Source organism: Clostridium nigeriense (assembly GCF_900086595.1).
GTDB classification, from domain to species: domain Bacteria; phylum Bacillota; class Clostridia; order Clostridiales; family Clostridiaceae; genus Clostridium; species Clostridium nigeriense.
This window is the reverse complement of sequence record NZ_LT575472.1, coordinates 2,759,767-2,777,376: the sequence shown is the minus strand read 5'-3', so window position 1 is coordinate 2,777,376 and position 17,610 is coordinate 2,759,767. Positions and strand designations below refer to the sequence as shown.

Genomic DNA, 17,610 nt, shown 5'->3' with positions numbered 1-17,610 from the left:
CATTTCTCTCATTTAATGAGAGTGTGTAGATTTACATAGTCCACTTTTTATTTATTAAAATTTTTAAACAATAATATTCTACTATAAATTTCTTAAAGAATAAAAAAATTGCTATATTAATAACTCTTTAGCATAAATTGGGTTATAATTATGAATATGAACCTATTAGATAGTTAAAACTGAATAATGCATAAAAATAGAAGTAGGAGGAGAAGGATGTTATCGTTAAAAAATATAAAAAAGTCATATGTAACAGGAGATTTTAAGCAAGTTGCATTAGGTGGAGTAAGTTTAAATTTTAGAGAAAATGAATTTGTTGCTATTTTAGGACCAAGTGGATCTGGTAAAACTACTTGTCTTAATGTAATAGGTGGATTAGATAAATATGATAGTGGAGATTTAATTATTAATGGAAAATCTACAAAGGAATTTAAAGATTCAGAATGGGACGCATATAGAAATAATAGTATAGGATTTATATTTCAAAGTTACAATTTAATTAGTCATTTAAATATTTTAGATAATGTTGAAATGGGAATGACTTTAAGTGGAATTTCAGCTGCTGAAAAGCATAAAAAAGCAAAAGAAGTATTAGAAAGAGTGGGCTTAAAAGAACATATGCATAAAAAGCCTAATCAACTATCAGGTGGACAAATGCAAAGAGTTGCTATTGCAAGGGCCCTTGCTAATGATCCTGATATAATTCTAGCTGATGAGCCAACAGGAGCTTTAGATACTAAAACTAGTATCCAAATAATGGAGCTTATAAAGGGTATAGCTAAAGATAAATTAGTAATAATGGTAACGCATAACCCAGAACTAGCTGAAAAATATGCCGATAGAATAGTGGAATTTAGAGATGGAAATGTTATATCAGATACAAATCCTTTAGAAGAAGAAAAAAGTAATATATCATATAGCCTTAAGAAAACAAGCATGAGTTTTCTTACAGCACTAAAGCTATCTGGAATGAACATAAGAACTAAAAAATGGAGAACATTTTTAACAGCCTTTGCTTCAAGTATAGGTATTATAGGAATAGCATTAATATTATCTTTATCTAATGGATTTGACAAACAAATTGATATATTTGAATCAGATACTTTATCTGGATTTCCTATTATGATAAGTCAAAAGGCTGCTGAAGTAGATATTAATAAGATGATGGAACATAGTAAAGAAATGAGAAAAGAAATGCTTGGAGAAGAGAAAGAAGATAGTAGTAAGTATCCAAATTCAAATGTAATATATCCTTACAATAGTAAGGAGAATACTTTTATGCATACTAACATAATTAATGATGAATATATCAATTATATTGAAGACATAGATAGCTCGCTATTATCAGGAATTTCTTTTACTCGTTTAGTAAATATGAATCTTTTGAAGAGTGATGGAAATGTAGCAACTCCAATTAATGCTTCAGACTTAAATCTATCTTCTTATCCAATAAAGATAGATAATGACACAGAAGGTTACTTAGAAGCATCATATGATTTATTATCTGGAAGTTATCCTAAAAGTATGAATGATTTAGTTTTAGTAGTTGATGAGTATAATAAAGTTGATACAGCAATTTTAGATGCTTTAGGAATAGAAAGTAATAAAGAAGAAATAAATTTTGATGATATTATTGGTTATGAAATAAAGGCAATTTTAAATAATGATTATTATACTAAGATTGGAAATTACTTTACTTTAGCTGGAAACCCTAAGGATATGAGTGAATTATATAATAATGAAAGAGCTATACCTTTAAAAATATCTGGTATCTTAAGAATAAAAAAGGATGTTACGATTCCTGTTTTACAACCAGGGTTAGCTTATTCAGATGAATTAAGTAAATATTTTATTGATGATGCTAAAAATTCTGAAGTAGCTAAGGCTCAAAAAGAAGTAAATTATAATATATTTACTGGAGAGAGCTTTAAAAAGGAAAGTAATAGGCCAGATTCTAATAATTCAAATACTAAGGAAAATATCCTAGCATCAATAGGAGCTACTTCAACTCCATATATGATAACATTATATCCTAAAGATTTTGCTACTAAGGAGAAAGTAACAGAGTATTTAGATAATTGGAATGAGGGTAAAGAAAAGGAAGATGTAATTATTTATAATGATATGGCAAGTACATTTGTAAGTTTATCAAGTGGGATAATGGATGCTATAACAATGGTATTAATAGCTTTTGCAGCTATATCACTAGTAGTTTCATTAATTATGGTTGGAATAATAACTTATATTTCAGTTCTTGAAAGAACAAAGGAAATAGGTGTACTTAGAGCTTTAGGTGCTAGAAAGAAGGACATAACCAGAGTATTTAATGCAGAAACTTTCATAGTAGGTAGTTGTTCGGGATTATTAGGAATATTTATTGCATATTTATTAACTTTTCCAACAAATAGTATTTTGTATAAAATTACGGATTTAAAAGGAGTAGCAGTATTAAACCCAATCCATGCTATTATCTTAGTAGTTATAAGTGTATGCTTAACTATGATAGGTGGTTCTATTCCTGCTAAAATGGCATCCAAGAAAGATCCCGTTGAAGCATTAAGAACAGAGTAGTATTTAAGGTTATAATATCTGTAATAAATCCGTATAAATATATACATTATTATATATTAACTAGGTGTTTACTATGATTATAAAAAGGGATATAATAGTAATAATTTTAATAAGAGAGGACGGATTTATATGAGATTAAAAGATAAGGTTGTATTAGTTACAGCTTCTACAAGAGGGATTGGGTTAGCTATAGTTAAAGCTTGTGCTAAAGAAGGAGCTATAGTATATATGGCTGCTCGTAATTTAGAGAAGGCAGGAGAAGTAGCTAAAGAATTAAATGATAAAGGTTATAGAGTAAAAACAGTATATAATGATGCATATAAAAAAGAAACTTATGTATCTATGATTGAAGAAGCCGTTAAAAATGAAGGTAGAATAGATGTGCTTGTTAATAATTTTGGTACTTCTAATCCGAAGTTAGATTTAGATATTAAAAATACAAGTTATGAAGAGTATATAAATACAATTGATACAAATTTAGCTAGTGTATTTATATCATCACAAAAAGCTATAGAGTATATGAGCAAAAATGGTAGTGGATCTATAATTAATATATCTTCAATTGGAGGTCTAGTACCAGATATTTCACAAATTGCTTATACTACAAGTAAGGCTTCAATAAATTATTTAACAAAACTTATAGCTGTCCAATGTGCTAGAGACAATATACGTTGTAATGCAGTATTACCAGGTATGACAGCTACTGATGCAGTTAAGGATGGTTTAACTGAAGACTTTAAAGAATTTTTCTTGAAACATATACCTATTAAAAGAATGGGAGAACCAGAGGAAATTGCAGCAACAGTAGTTTATTTGGCTAGTGATGAATCATCATATACAACTGGTCAAATTATAGATGTATCTGGTGGCTTTGGATTAGCAACTCCGATATATGGTGATATGATTAATCTAAAAAACAAAAGATAATTATATAAAAAAGTCTGTGATACTTTAATTAATATGATTTTTATCATATCAGCTAAATGTACACAGACTTTTCTGTTATCTTTTAGATAAAAATTCTTTTAAGGTAGTAACTACTTTAAATATATCATCTTTCTTTATCCAATAATGGGTAACAAATCTCATAAGTCCATTTTCTACATCATTAATTTTAATATCATTTTCTAAGAAATAATTAACTAATGCTTTAGTATTTATGGAGTTGTCATTGAATTTAAAGAATACCATGTTTATTTTTAAGTTATGTAAATCCACATCTATTTCAGGAATTTTATTTAACTCTTCAGCAAGTAGTTTTGCATTATCATGATCCTCTCTTAATCTTTTGGTCATTTCTTCCAAAGAAACTATACCAGCAGCAGCTAAAAATCCTGATTGTCTTAAACCTCCCCCCATTAACTTTCGTTTCTTTCTTGCCTTGCTAATAAATTCCTTACTTCCAGCTAAGATAGAGCCAACTGGAGCACAGAGACCCTTAGATAAGCAGAACATAACTGAATCACAATATTTTGTAATTTCGGTAACATCCACATTTAAAGCTGTGGAAGCATTAAATAATCTTGCACCATCTAGATGAATAGGTAAATTGTATTTTTTTGCAACTTCATATACCTCATTCATTTCTTCAAGGGTCAAAACATTACCACTTGAATGAGCATTTTCAATACAAATTAGAGAGGTAGATGGAAAGTGAATATCTTCATTTTCAAATCTTATTCTCTTTTCTATTTCTTTAGCTTTTAAAACCCCATTAGGAGCATCTATTGCTCTTAATTGTACTCCAGCAATAACAGAACTTGCTCCTACTTCATGTGCGATAATATGATTAGAATCAGCAATTATAACCTCACTACCTCTTGTGCAATGAGTAAATAAAGCTAGTTGATTTCCAAAGGTACCCGTTGGAACAAATAAAGCAGATTCTTTTCCAACAATTTTAGCAGCTAAAGATTCTAACTTAAGAATTGTTGGATCATCTCCGTATACATCATCACCAACTTCTGCATTAAACATAGCTTCTTTCATAAATATAGGTTGCTCAGTAACTGTATCACTTCTTAAATCGATAAATTTCATATTTTACGTCCCCTTTTATAGTTTATTAATACATTTTAATTTAATTATAATATAATAAAAGTAGGTAGTTAAGAAAATTTTTGCAAATAAGGAGTAGTTATTATGGGAACTATGGGATCTGAAAGACGAAATTTAGAGCAGTTAAGAATATTTTTTGCTTTTGGGTTAGTAATGGGCTTAATAGGAAATATATTATATTTTTGCAACTACAAAGGAATAAATATGGAGTTTTTAAAGCCTATTGACTTAAATGGGCTAAGTATAACAATGGCATTTTCAGTCTTAATTATAGGTATATTTTCTATTGGAAATATTAAATTAGATATAAGTGAAGATATTTTATTAGATGTTAAAAGAAAAACCTTATTTTACAAGATATTATGTGTATGTTTTTCCATATACACTATAGTAATAGCAATAATATTTAGAGACTTACTTTTAATAAGATTGGAGATACTAATTGAAGCTATTTTAATTATGCTTTATATTAATGAAAGAAAAATAAAGTCTATTCAATTAACAGACAAACAACTTAGATGGAAAAGAGATTTTGATTATCCAGGTAGTCTTGATAAAGAAAGTAATGTTTTTTGGAAAATGAAAATTAAGTTTTTTCCTCGTATTAATGTTAAGTGGGAAGACAGAATTAATAGAATAAGAAAATATAATATATTTGTTTTAACTCTATTAATTTTAAGTAGATTTGATGTAGGTATATTTATATTTTTAATAATTTTTATACCAGATATAATATATTTTTTGGAAGTTATATTTGGATTATATACAAAAACTAGTGGAATATGTACTGGAATTATAGACATTACAAGTAGTAAATCTAGAGTTCCAGTATACAAGATTTTTATAACTAATTATGAAACAGAAGAGGAGATTACATTTAAGGTTAGAAACTATTGCTATATTCAAGAAAGAGATGAAGTAGTAGTTGTTCATGGAATGATAAGTAAAAGAGTAATAGAAGTACAAGGTGTTAGAATGGATTTTATATAATAGCTTTTGGTTTGTAGTTCATTAATAGAAGATAATTTATTTATATGTTATTATAATTGTAAAATATTTTATAAAATTAAACAAAGGATAGGTGAAAATATGAAAACTAATTATCATACACATAATTATAGATGCAACCATGCTGTTGGAACTATAGATGATTATATAGAAGAAGCAATTAAAGAAGGATATGATGAAATAGGTATATCTGACCATTTGCCTCATCCAGGTAAAGATATAGACAATGAAAACAGAATGTCATATGAAGATTTAAAAGTATATTTTAAGGAAATAGATGAAGCAAAAGAAAAGTATGGAGATAAAATATCTATAAAAAAAGCTATAGAATGTGAGTATTTTGAAGACTATCATTGGTTATATGATGAATTTAAAGAAAAATATAAAGTAGATTACTTAATTCTTGGAGCTCATTTTTTCCCTTGTAATGGTGAGTGGTTATATGTAGGAGCAGTTAAGCTAAATCCAGACCTTTTAGAAATATATATAGATTATGTTATAAAGTCTATGGAAAGTGGATATTTTGATTGTTTAGCTCATCCAGATTTGTTTGGTGTTAGATATAGAGATTGGGATGAATATGCTATAAAAGCATCTAAAAGAATATTAGAAGCTGCTGAAAGGCTAAGTATGCCAATAGAAGTTAACATAAATGGGTTTAAAAGAGGGAAAGTTAAATATAACTTAGGAGAAAGAAACTTTTACCCTATAGAAGAGTTTTGGAGTTTATCTAAAGAATATAATGTAAAAAGAATTTTAGGAGTAGATGCACATTTTCCAGAAGATTTAAGAAATAGATATATTGGAGAGGAATTTGCTAAAAAGTTAAATTTAGAATTAATAGAGAAATTATAAAATGTAACTTATGTTACCGAATAAGAATATTTTTTATGTTAGACTATTTATAGAAAATTAAATTGTTGGAGGAAGAATATGAGTTTATTTTTAGGCAAAATTCATTATTGGTTATTTAATAAGATAGTTTGGTTTGAGGATCTTGAGGAAGAAATAAAAGTTCTAGCAAAAGAAGAAGGATTAGATGTAAAGGAATTATCAAAAGAAATTAATAATAGATATGGAGAAAGATTACCTAATCTTCCATTAGAAGAAATGATAGATACTTCTAATATACATGGTTGGCTACAAGAAAAAATTCATTCTGCAGAATATAGATTAGCAACTTGGACTGTAAATTTACTAGAAAAAGATAAAAGTAAAGAAAAACTTGAACTTTTGTATAAAAGTCAAGGTGCTAAAGCTGGAAAAGAAGCTATAAAAGAAGGTAAAGAATTAAATAATGCAATTAATATATTTAATTCTATAAATGACTATATTTTAGATGGAATGCCATGTGATAGAGTAAATGAAGTGATTTCACAAGAAGAAAATAAAGTATTGTGGAAGAGAAGAATTTGTGTTCATAAGGATATATGGGATGAAGTTAATGGTGATGTAGATTTATTTTATGCATTAAGAGATTTATGGATTGAAAGCTTTGTAAAAGAAGTTAATAGTAATTATAAATATAATTTCCTAGGAAATAATGAATTTTCTATAGAAAGAATATAGGTGATTATATGAATGCTATTGAATTAATGATGGAAGAACATAAAAATATAAAGGTTATGCTAAAAATAGTGAGAAAAGTATGTTTATCTATATTAGAGGGTAAGGAAATTAATTATGAAGATTTTAATAAAATAATTTATTTTATTAAAAATTATGCTGATTCACATCATCATAAAAAAGAAGAAATAATGTTATTTAATAGAATGATAGATGAAATAGGAGAAACAGCAGAAAAAGTAGTTAAATATGGAATGTTAGTAGAACATGATCTTGGAAGATTATACATTACAAGTTTAAATGAGGCTTTAGAGGCTTTCAAAAATGGAAATGATGAAGCTAAGTTAGATATAATAGCAAATGCAATTTCATATACTAATCTTTTAGAAAGACATATTCATAAAGAAGATAATGTGATTTACAAATTTGCTCAAAGAGAATTAAAAGAAGATACTATTTCTGTAATTAATAATGAATGCAATGAGTTTGAAGCTAAATTTAATAATATTAAAGACGAAAACTTATTAATTTTATCAGAATTAAAGGAAAAATATTGCATATAATTTCTGATACATTTAAAATTATTATATATTTAAAATAAATATAAGGATAGGTGATAAAATGATTACTAAGGATATGACAATAGGTGAAGTAGTAAAAATGAAGGAAAATGCTCCAGAAATATTAATGAGCTTTGGAATGGGATGTATTGGATGTCCTTCAGCTCAAGCTGAAAGCATTGAAGATGCAGCAAAAGTTCATGGATTAAATTTAGAAGATTTATTAGAAGCGCTAAATAAATAATTTTAATTGAAACTGTACTAAATAATTAAATTTAGTACAGTTTTTTTATTTCACATATTTTATACTTTTACATAATATATATTATAAACATTAAGGTTAATTAAGATTTTTATAAGAGCATATTTAAATAGTTAAGTAAATAAAATTAATTTTTTGTAAGTTTACAGAATAAATGAAATAGTAAAGTTTTCTAAAGAAAAAAATAAATAAAAACTAATATGGATAAGTTATTAAAATGGAGGATATATCTATGAATTCATGTCCAATTTCTTATTATGAATATGATAAAAGGGATAGAAAAAAAGAAGAAAAGAAATATCATACAATTATAAAATGTGGATGTCCTAGTTCAGCTTTAATTCCAACAGGAACTGCAGTAGGAACTACTTTTACACTTGAATCACTTAATTTAGATACTTCGTGCTTATGTAATCCAATTGTGAGGTTAGACTTTGTAAGTAATTTAATTTTAACAGGATTTACAGGAGCCTTAAGCATAAGAGTATTTAAACAATGTAGAGGTCAATTTAATCAAACACCTGTGGGACCTGCATGGACTTTTTCAGTTACAACAGGAACAACTGATGCAAGAATTTTCTCATTCTTTGTTTGTGATACGGATTCTTGTAATAAAGATTGTTGTAATTATTCAGTAGTTGCAACAGTTACAACAGCGACAGCGGGAACTATTAACGTTGTAAATGCAGAACTTTCGGCAATTGCAACTTCTAAAGAAACTTGTGAAGATAACTGTGGAAGAAACCTTTAATACTAGTAAATATAAAATAATAAATATTTAAAAATTAAATTAGTCCCGGATATGAATTTTTCATACCGGGATATAATTAATTTAGATCATTGTCATCTGAAGAATCACAATCAGGAAATAATGGCTCTAGGTTTTGATCAGGATAAAATTTAGGAACTGGAGCTTTTTCAAAAACTTCACAAGGATCTTCTTCCGGCTCATCCTCACAAGCAATTCTTATATTAGGACAATAATCATAAGCTGGAATCAATAATTGAACTAAAAGTTCACATTTAACAACAATATAATAGCCTAAAGTTATGTCTAGAACCTCATCACCGTTCTTATCTGTTAGTAAATCACCTCGTAACACATCTGCTACCATTTCAAGTTTTATTAAGTTGTTATCACATAAATCATCATCAAGACTTGTTGTAGCCTGGGAAACTGAATCTGGACAGTAGAACTTCCCGATTATATCAGTTCTATTAATTTCAAAGAATTCACTACGAGTTAACCCATCATAATCAATAAAATCAGCATAGAAAGTAATTAAATAATTTAAAATTATCTTTTTAAAACCTGGAGAATTACCTATGGGAATTTTATCAACATCTATTAATGTTATTTTAAAATTTCTGCTTGAAATATATCTTTTAGGATTAATAAGGGGATTACTTCTTAATTCACAATCAGTTGTATCAGTATCAGGCCCTGCACCATAAGTTAAACATCTTTTAATTAAACATTGATCAAAAACTTTAGGTACCTCTATACATACTAATTCAGAAGGATCAGGAAGACGTCCCTGCTTATTTACAAGTCCAGGTCTAGGTATAAACTTCTTAAATTTAATGGACATATATATTCTCCTTTATAAAATAGTAAATTATTACTTTACTAATAACAATATATGATATGAACTAAGGTAAAATGTGATATAAAAAGTAATAAATAAGTTTTCTTAGTATAAAATTGCATAATAATAGTTACTTATAAATATAAATTTATAAGTAGTTTATGTAATGTTGTAATTTCTTTATATATTAAAGAAATAAAAAGGAGCGATTTAATATGAGAGGGGTATGTCCGTGTTTATATATTGACTATAAACAATGGGTATGGAGGTTCTTTTTAAATAGAAATAATGAATTATGCTATGGAATAATGTACACAAATGGAAAATGGACAAAAGACAATTTAATTGATGTTAATATAATAGATTTTAATTTATTTATAGATGGTAATGAAGGGATTCATTTAATTTATTCAAATACTAAAGGCGAATTGAAATATTGTACTTTAAAGAAAAAACAATGGTTTGGAAAAGTTTTATATAAGATAGAAGATGAAAGCTATGGCATAGAAAGTATAAAAGTAGAAATGTTAGGGAGAGAAATGCATATTTTTTTTATTTTAGCTAGTAAAATTGGTAATCAACATGGTGTATTAATGCATTGTATATTGGATGATAATAAAATTAGTTTTAATAAGCTACAAGATATAATTTTGGAAGATGAAGTAAAGGAGCATTACCTAATTAAAATAAAGGATAATAAAGAAATTTACTTATTCTATTTATCAGATATGGGGGATGAAATATCATTAAACTACTCAATTTATAAAATTAATAAGTGGGGGGATTTTAGCAGACTTTATGGAATTAACGGTGAGTATATTTGTTTTGATGTTGAAATAGATGGTAGTAAGATACATATTTTAAATAGATATAAGGAAAATTCATTATACACACTAGATTATATAATGATAGATTATTTGGGAGTATATAAATATTACAATATTTATAATAGTAATATTCATATTAAAGATCCATTTATATTTAAAGAAAGCAACAACATTTGTGTATGCTGGATAGAAGATAATAAAATACAATACTCAAAATTTAATAATATTAAATGGGATAAACCTCTAAAGTTTATAAATGAAAATAATGATTGTCTAGAGAGGTATAACACGTATATAAGTAATATTAAAAAAGGGACTATTGATAAGTGTAAATTATATGGAACTACAGGATTAGACTTGTATTTATATTATCCAAAGTATTTTACGGTTAAAGAGAATAAAAATGAAAAGTACAATAGTGAAGTAAAAGAATATATTAATGAAATAAAGTTATTGCAAAACGAAATAGATATATTAAATAAAAAAATATCTTCTTTAATGGAAGAAAATAAAAGAATAAAAACTGAATTAGAAGTAGAAAAACAATCAGTAATGGAAAGACTTTTAAGAAGAGGAAAGGGGGGGCTATGAATAAAAATACTTATTATATATCTAACTTAGGTAAGAATACTGTATCTATTATTGATGGAGAAAAATGGGAATTGATTAAAGAAGTTCAAGTTGGATTAAGACCTTGTGATATTACTATGGATAATAAAAAAAATATATATGTTGCTACTGATAGAGATGATAAGATTTTTGTCATTAATCACTTAGATAAAACTAATAAAATTCTGGATATACCTAATAATGGGTATACTAAAATTGATCCTAATTCAAATAAATTTTATGTATCGAATACAGAAGAATTAAATATATATAACTTAGATAATGGTGATTTAATAGGTAGGTTAAAAGGATTTAGAGCTATTGATTGTATTAGGTTAAATAGTAGTGGTAGTAAACTTTTTATTCTTGATATAGTACAAAATGAAATAAGAGTTTATGATACTTTAACATTAAAGTTGATAAAAGCATATAATAATATTTGTTACTGTCCTAATTATATTTTTATAGGAGAAAATGAAAGGTATCTATATATAGCAAATAAGTATATAAATAAAGGTGAATATATTAGTAATATTTTAATATTAGATTTGATAAATGACAGTATATTAGAAATAGGATTCCCTAAAGGCTCCTTGATTAAATGCTTAGAAGGAAATTCAAATTATCTATATGCAATTAATGAGAATTTAGGGAGAATTGAGGTTATAGATATTGTAAAAAATAATCTAATTAGAAATATAAAAACCACCTTAGATTATCCGCAAAGAATGAAGATATCTCCAGATAAAAACTTCCTTTTAGCAACTAGTATAGATGATAAAGGAAGAGGAGCTCTAGATTTAATTAATATAAAGAATAATAAAATTGAATATACCTTTAAATTTAAAGAAAATAATTGTATTCCTTATGATATAGCAATTATTAACGAAGAGGTTTATAAAGATAAAAATTTTTTATACAGTAACTTATATAAGAAATTTGGAGAAGATCAAGATACATTTATTTTGGCTAAAAAAATAATATCTACTTATAAAGAAAAGACAATTTTTAAACAAGTTCATACTAAAATAATTTCAGAACATGAAGTGAAAATAAACAAAATAAATTTTGAAAAATGCCTAATAATTGAAGAGAGAAAAAGCAAAGAATTTATTAGGGATAAGGATAATTATATAATATTTAAGTTTGAATTTTATATTCCATACTATATGAATTGTATTAACTCAAAAAAAGAAAAATTTCTTTTAAAGGGAAATTTAAAGGGAAAACATAAGGCAATTTTATATATATCAGATAATGAAGATATAAGTGAGTTAAATTTTATAGTAAAAGCAAAAAACATAATTACATCAACGCCTTATAAAAAGGGAAACTTTTTATTATTTGATGTTACTTCAACAATTGCTACTTATGTTACTAAAGAAGAAGTTATTTTTTTGCCTTCTAAAATAGATATTTATTTTAAAAAAGGGGAGGTATAAAGGTTGAAAGAGAAAAATACAGATATTTTATTAAAGGTTGGAGAAGAGAAATTATTAAGATTTTCTTATAGTGATGAGCTTGGAATATATTATGAAATTATAAATAAGTGTAAGATTATAAAAAGAAAAATTATTTTTAGAAATAGTTTTAAATATTTTTTTGTAACATTAGATGTTAATAGAAATATTAATTTGATTTGTCAAGATGAAGTAGGGAATATAATATTATGTATTTTAATAGAGGGTAAATGGAAGTATAAAATACTTTTCCATATGAAGTATAATTTTATAACACCTATAAAGGCAAAAGGGTTCTTCAATAAAAAAGAACTTAAAATTTTATTTAATTTAGATAGTGATTATAAAAATATATATTATAGCGATAATTATAAATCTTTAAGTACAATTTATAATGATAATAACGACATTGATATAGACTATGATATTCTAGAGAATTATAAATATGTTTCTTTAATAATAAATAGTGTTTCATTTAATATATATAAGTTAATTTTTAAGAATTTTAATAAGGATGATAATATATGGAGCAATAATGAAATAATATATATATCAAGAAAAGATTATATAGATAAATCCTATTGTTTAGTTAATAATAAAATACATTTTTTAATTGTAACTCAAGAAGAAAATGAAAAGTTAATTGTTTATAAAAATATAACTTTATGTGAGAAGGAAGAGTTAACAAGGGAAACTATCATTTTTAATGATGAAAATATAGATTCATGTTTAATAATTGAATCAAAGGAAGTTTTATGGACTTTTTGGATAAGTAAAAATAAACTTTTTGGTTCCTACTCTGTAAATGAAGGAGAAGATTTTTCAAGTCCTTTAGTATATAAAATTTTTAAAAATGAAGATGTAAGAAAAATAAAATTTATTGAAGGAAATAAAAGTAGAGAAGTATATTTTTATGAAGAGGATGGAAAAATTAGGTTATTCCTAGAGGATATTTTAAAAGTTAATGAAGTTAAATTTAATATAAATTATAAAAGTATATCTTGTGGTTTAGATATAAAAGATGAAAAGATTATTGATAATGATAAGATAAAGAAATCAAAAGAATTTGAGGATAAACAAAGAAAATATACAATAAACTACTAATATAAGCTATATTAAACAAAAGAATTTTGAAATTAATTAGAAATAATAGTATAATGTGTATATAAAATAATCTTTATATAAAAGGGAGGGAATTAAATGGAATACAATATCTTAATCGGAGGAAGTGCTGGACAAGGTCTTGATACAGTAAGTGATTTTTTAGAAAGAGTTATTAAAAAATCAGGATTTTATTTGTTTTCTAATAAGGATTATATGTCAAGAGTTAGGGGAGGACATAATTTTATACAAATTAGGTTTGGGGAAAAGAAAGTATTTGCTCACAAGGATCAGTTAGATTTAATACTTGCTTTAGATGAAAATACAGTTTTTAATCATAAAAATAAATTAAATGAAAATGGAGTAATAATTGCGGACAAAGGGTTAAAAATAGATGATGAAAAAATACTAAAGTTGCCATTAATAGACGTAGCAAAAAGTTTAAGTCTATCAAAAGCCTTTACTTCAGTAGCGGCTGGAGTAGTGCTAAAATATTTTTCATTAAGTTTAGAGGGAATAGAAAGATTTTTTAGCACTAAATTGTCAGAAGATATTAGAATTAAAAATATTGAAGCAGTGAAGCTTGGATATGATTTAGTTGATTCAAAATTTAAATTAAAAGGAAAAGATTTATCAGGTCATATATTAATTAATGGAAATAATGCAATAGCATTAGGTGCAATAGCTGGAGGGTTAGATTTTTATTCTGCATACCCTATGACTCCAGCTACAAGTATAATGACTTATTTGTCTAAAAAGCAAAGTGAAATTGGAATTGTTGTGGATCAAGCAGAAGATGAAATTGCGGCAATAAATTTTGCAATAGGAGCATCTTATGCAGGAGCAAGAGCTATGACGGGAAGTTCTGGTGGGGGAGTTTCACTAATGGTAGAAGCCTTTGGACTTGCGGGAATTACAGAAACACCAGTAGTAGTTGTAGATTCTCAAAGACCAGGCCCAGCAACAGGATTACCAACAAGAACAGAGCAAAGTGACTTAAGTTTTTTAGTAACAGCATCACAAGGAGAGTTTCCTAGAGCGGTAATAAGTGTAAGAAATGCAGAGGATGCATTTTATAAAACTGTGAAAGCTTTAAATTTAGCAGATAAATATCAAACATTGGTAATATTATTAACTGACCAATATCTAGCGGATTCTAATATAACTATTCCGAAGTATGATTTAAGTAGTGTTAGAATAGAAAAGTATGTATCTAATGGAGAAGAATTGGATAATGGAGAAGATTATAAGAGGTATAAGATAACTGAAAGTGGAATATCTCCAAGAATGATACCAGGGAATGTTAAGGGACAAGTAGTTTTAGTTGATAGTGATGAACACAATGAAGAGTCACATATAACTGAATCAGTAGATATAAGAAATTCTCAAATGAAAAAGAGGATGAAAAAGCTTGAATTAATAAAAGAAGAAATGGAAGAGCCTGAATTTATCGGGGATGAAGATTTAGATATTCTTTTAGTAGGATTTGGTTCAACTTATGGAGCAATAAAGGATGCTATAAATGAATTAAATAAAAATGGTAAAAAAATTGGAGCTTTAAGCTTTGGAGATATTTATCCATTACCAGAAAAATTACTAATAAAATATGCTAATAAGGCAAAAAAAATTATAAATGTTGAACAAAATTTTAATGGTCAACTAGGAAAACTTATAACTCAAGAAACAGGAATATTAATGACAGGTAGCATATTAAAATATGATGGAAGGCAGATAACTGGAGAATATATTATTGAAAAACTAGGAAGGGAGGAGTTTTAATGTTAGATTTAAATATTTACAAAAGCAATGATGATAATGCATGGTGCCCTGGCTGTGGTAATTTTGGAATATTAGCATCCTTAAAAGAGGCTTTAGCAGAGTTAAATTTAAAACCAGAGGATGTAGTATTAGTATCAGGAATAGGTCAAGCTGCTAAAACACCACATTATATTAAAGCAAATGGATTTAATGGACTTCATGGTAGAGCTCTTCCACCAGCTCAAGCTATAAAGATGGTAAATAACAATTTAAATGTGATAGTAACTAGTGGTGATGGAGATTCCTATGGAGAAGGAGGAAATCACTTTATCCATTGTATTAGAAGGAATGTAGATATGGTTCATCTAGTTCATGATAATCAAATTTATGGATTAACAAAGGGGCAAGGCTCACCAACTACGGGAAAGGGACATGTAACTTCTATGCAATTTGAAGGGGTATATGTGGAACAGATGAATCCATTAGCAGTTGCAATTAGTGCTGGAGCTACTTTTGTAGCAAGAAGTTTTTCAGCAGATAAGGAACATTTAAAATCTATGATAAAGGCAGCTATAAATCATAAGGGATATGCTTTATTAGATATAATGCAACCTTGTGTTGTATTTAATAAGGTTAATACTTTTAAATGGTATAAGGATAGAATTTATAAATTAGATGATAAGTATGATCCAAGGAATAAATTTGAAGCTTTAAAGAAAGTAGAAGAATTTGGGGATGAAGGCATACCTATAGGTATAATTTACAAGGAAGAAAGTAAAGATAGCTACGAAAAATTACATCCAGTACTTAAAACTGGTAGGAATTTAATAGAAAGAAAATGGGATGTTAAAAATACTGAAAAGTTAATTGATGAATTTTTATTTAACTAAATTAATTTAAGGAGTATTATGAGAGTTTAAAGTATGAAACACTATATTGCATTTACTTTATAAAAGAAGGTAAATGCAATATGATTTCATACTTTTTATTTTATTTTAATGATTTTAAATATTCTATAATATCTGTAGAATTTCCTTCGAAAATTATTTTATTATTATCCTTGTCTTTTTGTAAGGTATAACTATACATAGGATCATAATATTCTTTTAAAAATAATTCTATCCAATATTTGTGATAATCTATTTTTTGAGTAGATAATTGAGTCTTATAAGCAAAATTTAATTCATCTAATACTTTTTTAAACCTATCGCCACCTAGCTTTTTCTTAAGTCTTTCCATACTTGAATATATGTAGTTAAACCATTCTGTAAGTCCATCTTCAACACCATAAACTTTTATGTATTCTTTTTGAGCATCAACTACATATTCAATTAAAGTATTTTCTATACGTTCTTCAATTGTAGAAGATACTAAGATTTTTTTGCCACTATGAAAAAAGTTATAAAAGTCTTGAGGAATAAAATTTTTACCAATATTTCTTCCTTCATCTTCAAAAATTAAATGCTGAAAATTTTTATTTTGTTTTTTTATTAAATCATAGGCTAAGTTATTTTCAAAATTAATTTGAGTAGGTTGTGGCGAAACGTGAGATCCGAAGGAAGATCCCCTATGATTAGCAATTCCCTCTAAATCTATTGAGTTATTTATTTTTTTGAGAATTTTTGTTTTACCTGAACCAGTATATCCTGTCAAAATAATAGGAGTATAATTTTGGTTTTCTACAGATAAATTTTCTATTAAGTAATTTCTAAAAGCTTTATAGCCACCTCTTAATCTAAAAATATCTTCCTTTAAAGTTTCAACTATCCATTCTTGCGCTATTCTAGAACGAGATCCCCCCCTAAAGCAGTAAAGTATAGAATTAGGATTAGCTTTTATAAAGTTTATCCAAGAATTCAATCTATTTTCTTTAATTTTTCCTGAAACTAATTTATACCCAAGCTTTGTAGCTTCTTCATTTCCTTTTTCTTTATAGCAAATACCTATTATATGTCTTTCTTCATTATTTAATATAGGAATATTAATAGAATTAAAAAAAGCCCCCTTTTCATATTCAATTGGTGCTCTAACATCAATTAATGGAATATTATTTAATACTATTTCTTTGAATTCACTTGTTTGTTTATCTTTTTTTAACATAATTCCATCCTTTTTAAATTTTTTGAAGTTTATCTTAAGATTTCTTGCTATGTAATAATTTGCAAGAAATATAAATGTTATATATACTTATTATAAAATTTTACTTCAATAATCTCAATAATTCAACAATTGTGACTTAGT

General features: G+C 26.3%; 16 protein-coding genes. 13 read left to right on the top strand and 3 right to left on the bottom strand.

All coding sequences use genetic code 11. The annotated features are described in order from the left end of the window. The first annotated feature begins 216 nt into the window (after positions 1–216). Together BN6774_RS13050 and hdhA are read left to right on the top strand one after the other, a co-directional pair. Complete coding sequence (locus BN6774_RS13050) at positions 217–2,571, top strand: ABC transporter ATP-binding protein/permease (protein WP_066894494.1); 2,355 nt, start codon at positions 217–219, stop codon at positions 2,569–2,571. A 129-nt stretch (positions 2,572–2,700) separates the two neighbouring features. Further along, positions 2,701–3,498 carry a 7alpha-hydroxysteroid dehydrogenase gene (gene hdhA / locus BN6774_RS13045; protein ID WP_066894492.1) on the top strand — a complete coding sequence of 266 codons (798 nt, stop codon included), beginning with the start codon at positions 2,701–2,703 and terminating at the stop codon, positions 3,496–3,498. 75 nt (positions 3,499–3,573) lie between these two features. Here the strand turns inward: hdhA and ltaE are convergent, their stop codons facing one another. After that, complete coding sequence (ltaE, locus tag BN6774_RS13040) at positions 3,574–4,611, bottom strand: low-specificity L-threonine aldolase (RefSeq protein ID WP_066894490.1); 1,038 nt, start codon at positions 4,609–4,611, stop codon at positions 3,574–3,576. 102 nt (positions 4,612–4,713) lie between these two features. Between ltaE and BN6774_RS13035 the strand changes: the two genes are divergently transcribed. The 6 genes from BN6774_RS13035 (at position 4,714) to BN6774_RS13010 (ending at position 8,776) form a co-directional block, all read left to right on the top strand. Beyond that, positions 4,714–5,619, top strand: coding sequence for a hypothetical protein (locus BN6774_RS13035; RefSeq protein ID WP_066894489.1), 906 nt, complete (start codon positions 4,714–4,716; stop codon positions 5,617–5,619). A gap of 99 nt (positions 5,620–5,718) precedes the next feature. Further along, complete coding sequence (locus BN6774_RS13030) at positions 5,719–6,492, top strand: histidinol-phosphatase (protein ID WP_066896666.1); 774 nt, start codon at positions 5,719–5,721, stop codon at positions 6,490–6,492. 78 nt (positions 6,493–6,570) lie between these two features. Continuing rightward, positions 6,571–7,206 (top strand): hypothetical protein, encoded by a 636-nt coding sequence (locus BN6774_RS13025; protein ID WP_066894487.1) that lies wholly within the window; start codon positions 6,571–6,573, stop codon positions 7,204–7,206. A gap of 8 nt (positions 7,207–7,214) precedes the next feature. Beyond that, positions 7,215–7,766, top strand: a complete 552-nt coding sequence (locus BN6774_RS13020) for a hemerythrin domain-containing protein (protein WP_066894485.1) — start codon at positions 7,215–7,217, stop codon at positions 7,764–7,766. Positions 7,767–7,824: 58 nt separating this feature from the next. After that, a complete protein-coding gene (locus tag BN6774_RS13015; protein ID WP_066894483.1) occupies positions 7,825–8,007 on the top strand; it encodes a DUF1858 domain-containing protein in 183 nt (60 codons plus the stop codon). A gap of 250 nt (positions 8,008–8,257) precedes the next feature. After that, the gene (locus BN6774_RS13010; RefSeq protein ID WP_066894480.1) at positions 8,258–8,776 is read left to right on the top strand and encodes a DUF4489 domain-containing protein; all 519 of its coding nucleotides are present in this window, start codon (positions 8,258–8,260) and stop codon (positions 8,774–8,776) included. Positions 8,777–8,852: 76 nt separating this feature from the next. Here the strand turns inward: BN6774_RS13010 and BN6774_RS13005 are convergent, their stop codons facing one another. Then, entirely contained in the window at positions 8,853–9,617 is a 765-nt protein-coding gene (locus BN6774_RS13005; protein WP_066894478.1) for a hypothetical protein, read from the bottom strand. A gap of 212 nt (positions 9,618–9,829) precedes the next feature. Between BN6774_RS13005 and BN6774_RS13000 the strand changes: the two genes are divergently transcribed. From BN6774_RS13000 to BN6774_RS12980, 5 genes are all read left to right on the top strand, one after another. Continuing rightward, a complete protein-coding gene (locus BN6774_RS13000) occupies positions 9,830–11,032 on the top strand; it encodes a coiled-coil domain-containing protein (protein WP_066894476.1) in 1,203 nt (400 codons plus the stop codon). Then, complete coding sequence (locus BN6774_RS12995) at positions 11,029–12,492, top strand: YncE family protein (protein ID WP_066894474.1); 1,464 nt, start codon at positions 11,029–11,031, stop codon at positions 12,490–12,492. Before BN6774_RS13000 ends, BN6774_RS12995 begins: the two co-directional genes overlap by 4 nt. 3 nt (positions 12,493–12,495) lie before the next feature. Next, a complete protein-coding gene (locus BN6774_RS12990) occupies positions 12,496–13,614 on the top strand; it encodes a hypothetical protein (RefSeq protein WP_066894472.1) in 1,119 nt (372 codons plus the stop codon). Between the two features lie 96 nt (positions 13,615–13,710). Then, positions 13,711–15,390: a 2-oxoacid:acceptor oxidoreductase subunit alpha gene (locus BN6774_RS12985; protein ID WP_066894470.1), complete on the top strand. Its 1,680-nt coding sequence runs from the start codon at positions 13,711–13,713 to the stop codon at positions 15,388–15,390. Continuing rightward, positions 15,390–16,259 (top strand): 2-oxoacid:ferredoxin oxidoreductase subunit beta, encoded by an 870-nt coding sequence (locus tag BN6774_RS12980; protein WP_066894468.1) that lies wholly within the window; start codon positions 15,390–15,392, stop codon positions 16,257–16,259. The genes BN6774_RS12985 and BN6774_RS12980 overlap by 1 nt, the downstream gene beginning before the upstream one ends. Positions 16,260–16,359: 100 nt before the next feature. Here BN6774_RS12980 and mnmH read toward each other — a convergent pair whose 3' ends face one another. Next, complete coding sequence (gene mnmH / locus BN6774_RS12975; protein ID WP_066894466.1) at positions 16,360–17,469, bottom strand: tRNA 2-selenouridine(34) synthase MnmH; 1,110 nt, start codon at positions 17,467–17,469, stop codon at positions 16,360–16,362. Positions 17,470–17,610 lie beyond the last annotated feature (141 nt).

What these genes read in the sequence shown, in the direction of transcription:
- BN6774_RS13025 (WP_066894487.1), top strand. Translation starts at nt 6,571, where the DNA reads ATGAGTTTATTTTTAGGCAAAATTCATTATTGGTTATTTAATAAGATA.
- BN6774_RS13030 (WP_066896666.1), top strand. Translation starts at nt 5,719, where the DNA reads ATGAAAACTAATTATCATACACATAATTATAGATGCAACCATGCTGTT.
- BN6774_RS13000 (WP_066894476.1), top strand. Translation starts at nt 9,830, where the DNA reads ATGAGAGGGGTATGTCCGTGTTTATATATTGACTATAAACAATGGGTA.
- ltaE (WP_066894490.1), bottom strand. Translation starts at nt 4,611, where the DNA reads ATGAAATTTATCGATTTAAGAAGTGATACAGTTACTGAGCAACCTATA.
- BN6774_RS12980 (WP_066894468.1), top strand. Translation starts at nt 15,390, where the DNA reads ATGTTAGATTTAAATATTTACAAAAGCAATGATGATAATGCATGGTGC.
- BN6774_RS13010 (WP_066894480.1), top strand. Translation starts at nt 8,258, where the DNA reads ATGAATTCATGTCCAATTTCTTATTATGAATATGATAAAAGGGATAGA.
- BN6774_RS13035 (WP_066894489.1), top strand. Translation starts at nt 4,714, where the DNA reads ATGGGAACTATGGGATCTGAAAGACGAAATTTAGAGCAGTTAAGAATA.
- BN6774_RS13050 (WP_066894494.1), top strand. Translation starts at nt 217, where the DNA reads ATGTTATCGTTAAAAAATATAAAAAAGTCATATGTAACAGGAGATTTT.
- mnmH (WP_066894466.1), bottom strand. Translation starts at nt 17,469, where the DNA reads ATGTTAAAAAAAGATAAACAAACAAGTGAATTCAAAGAAATAGTATTA.
- BN6774_RS13020 (WP_066894485.1), top strand. Translation starts at nt 7,215, where the DNA reads ATGAATGCTATTGAATTAATGATGGAAGAACATAAAAATATAAAGGTT.
- BN6774_RS12995 (WP_066894474.1), top strand. Translation starts at nt 11,029, where the DNA reads ATGAATAAAAATACTTATTATATATCTAACTTAGGTAAGAATACTGTA.
- BN6774_RS13015 (WP_066894483.1), top strand. Translation starts at nt 7,825, where the DNA reads ATGATTACTAAGGATATGACAATAGGTGAAGTAGTAAAAATGAAGGAA.
- BN6774_RS13005 (WP_066894478.1), bottom strand. Translation starts at nt 9,617, where the DNA reads ATGTCCATTAAATTTAAGAAGTTTATACCTAGACCTGGACTTGTAAAT.
- hdhA (WP_066894492.1), top strand. Translation starts at nt 2,701, where the DNA reads ATGAGATTAAAAGATAAGGTTGTATTAGTTACAGCTTCTACAAGAGGG.
- BN6774_RS12985 (WP_066894470.1), top strand. Translation starts at nt 13,711, where the DNA reads ATGGAATACAATATCTTAATCGGAGGAAGTGCTGGACAAGGTCTTGAT.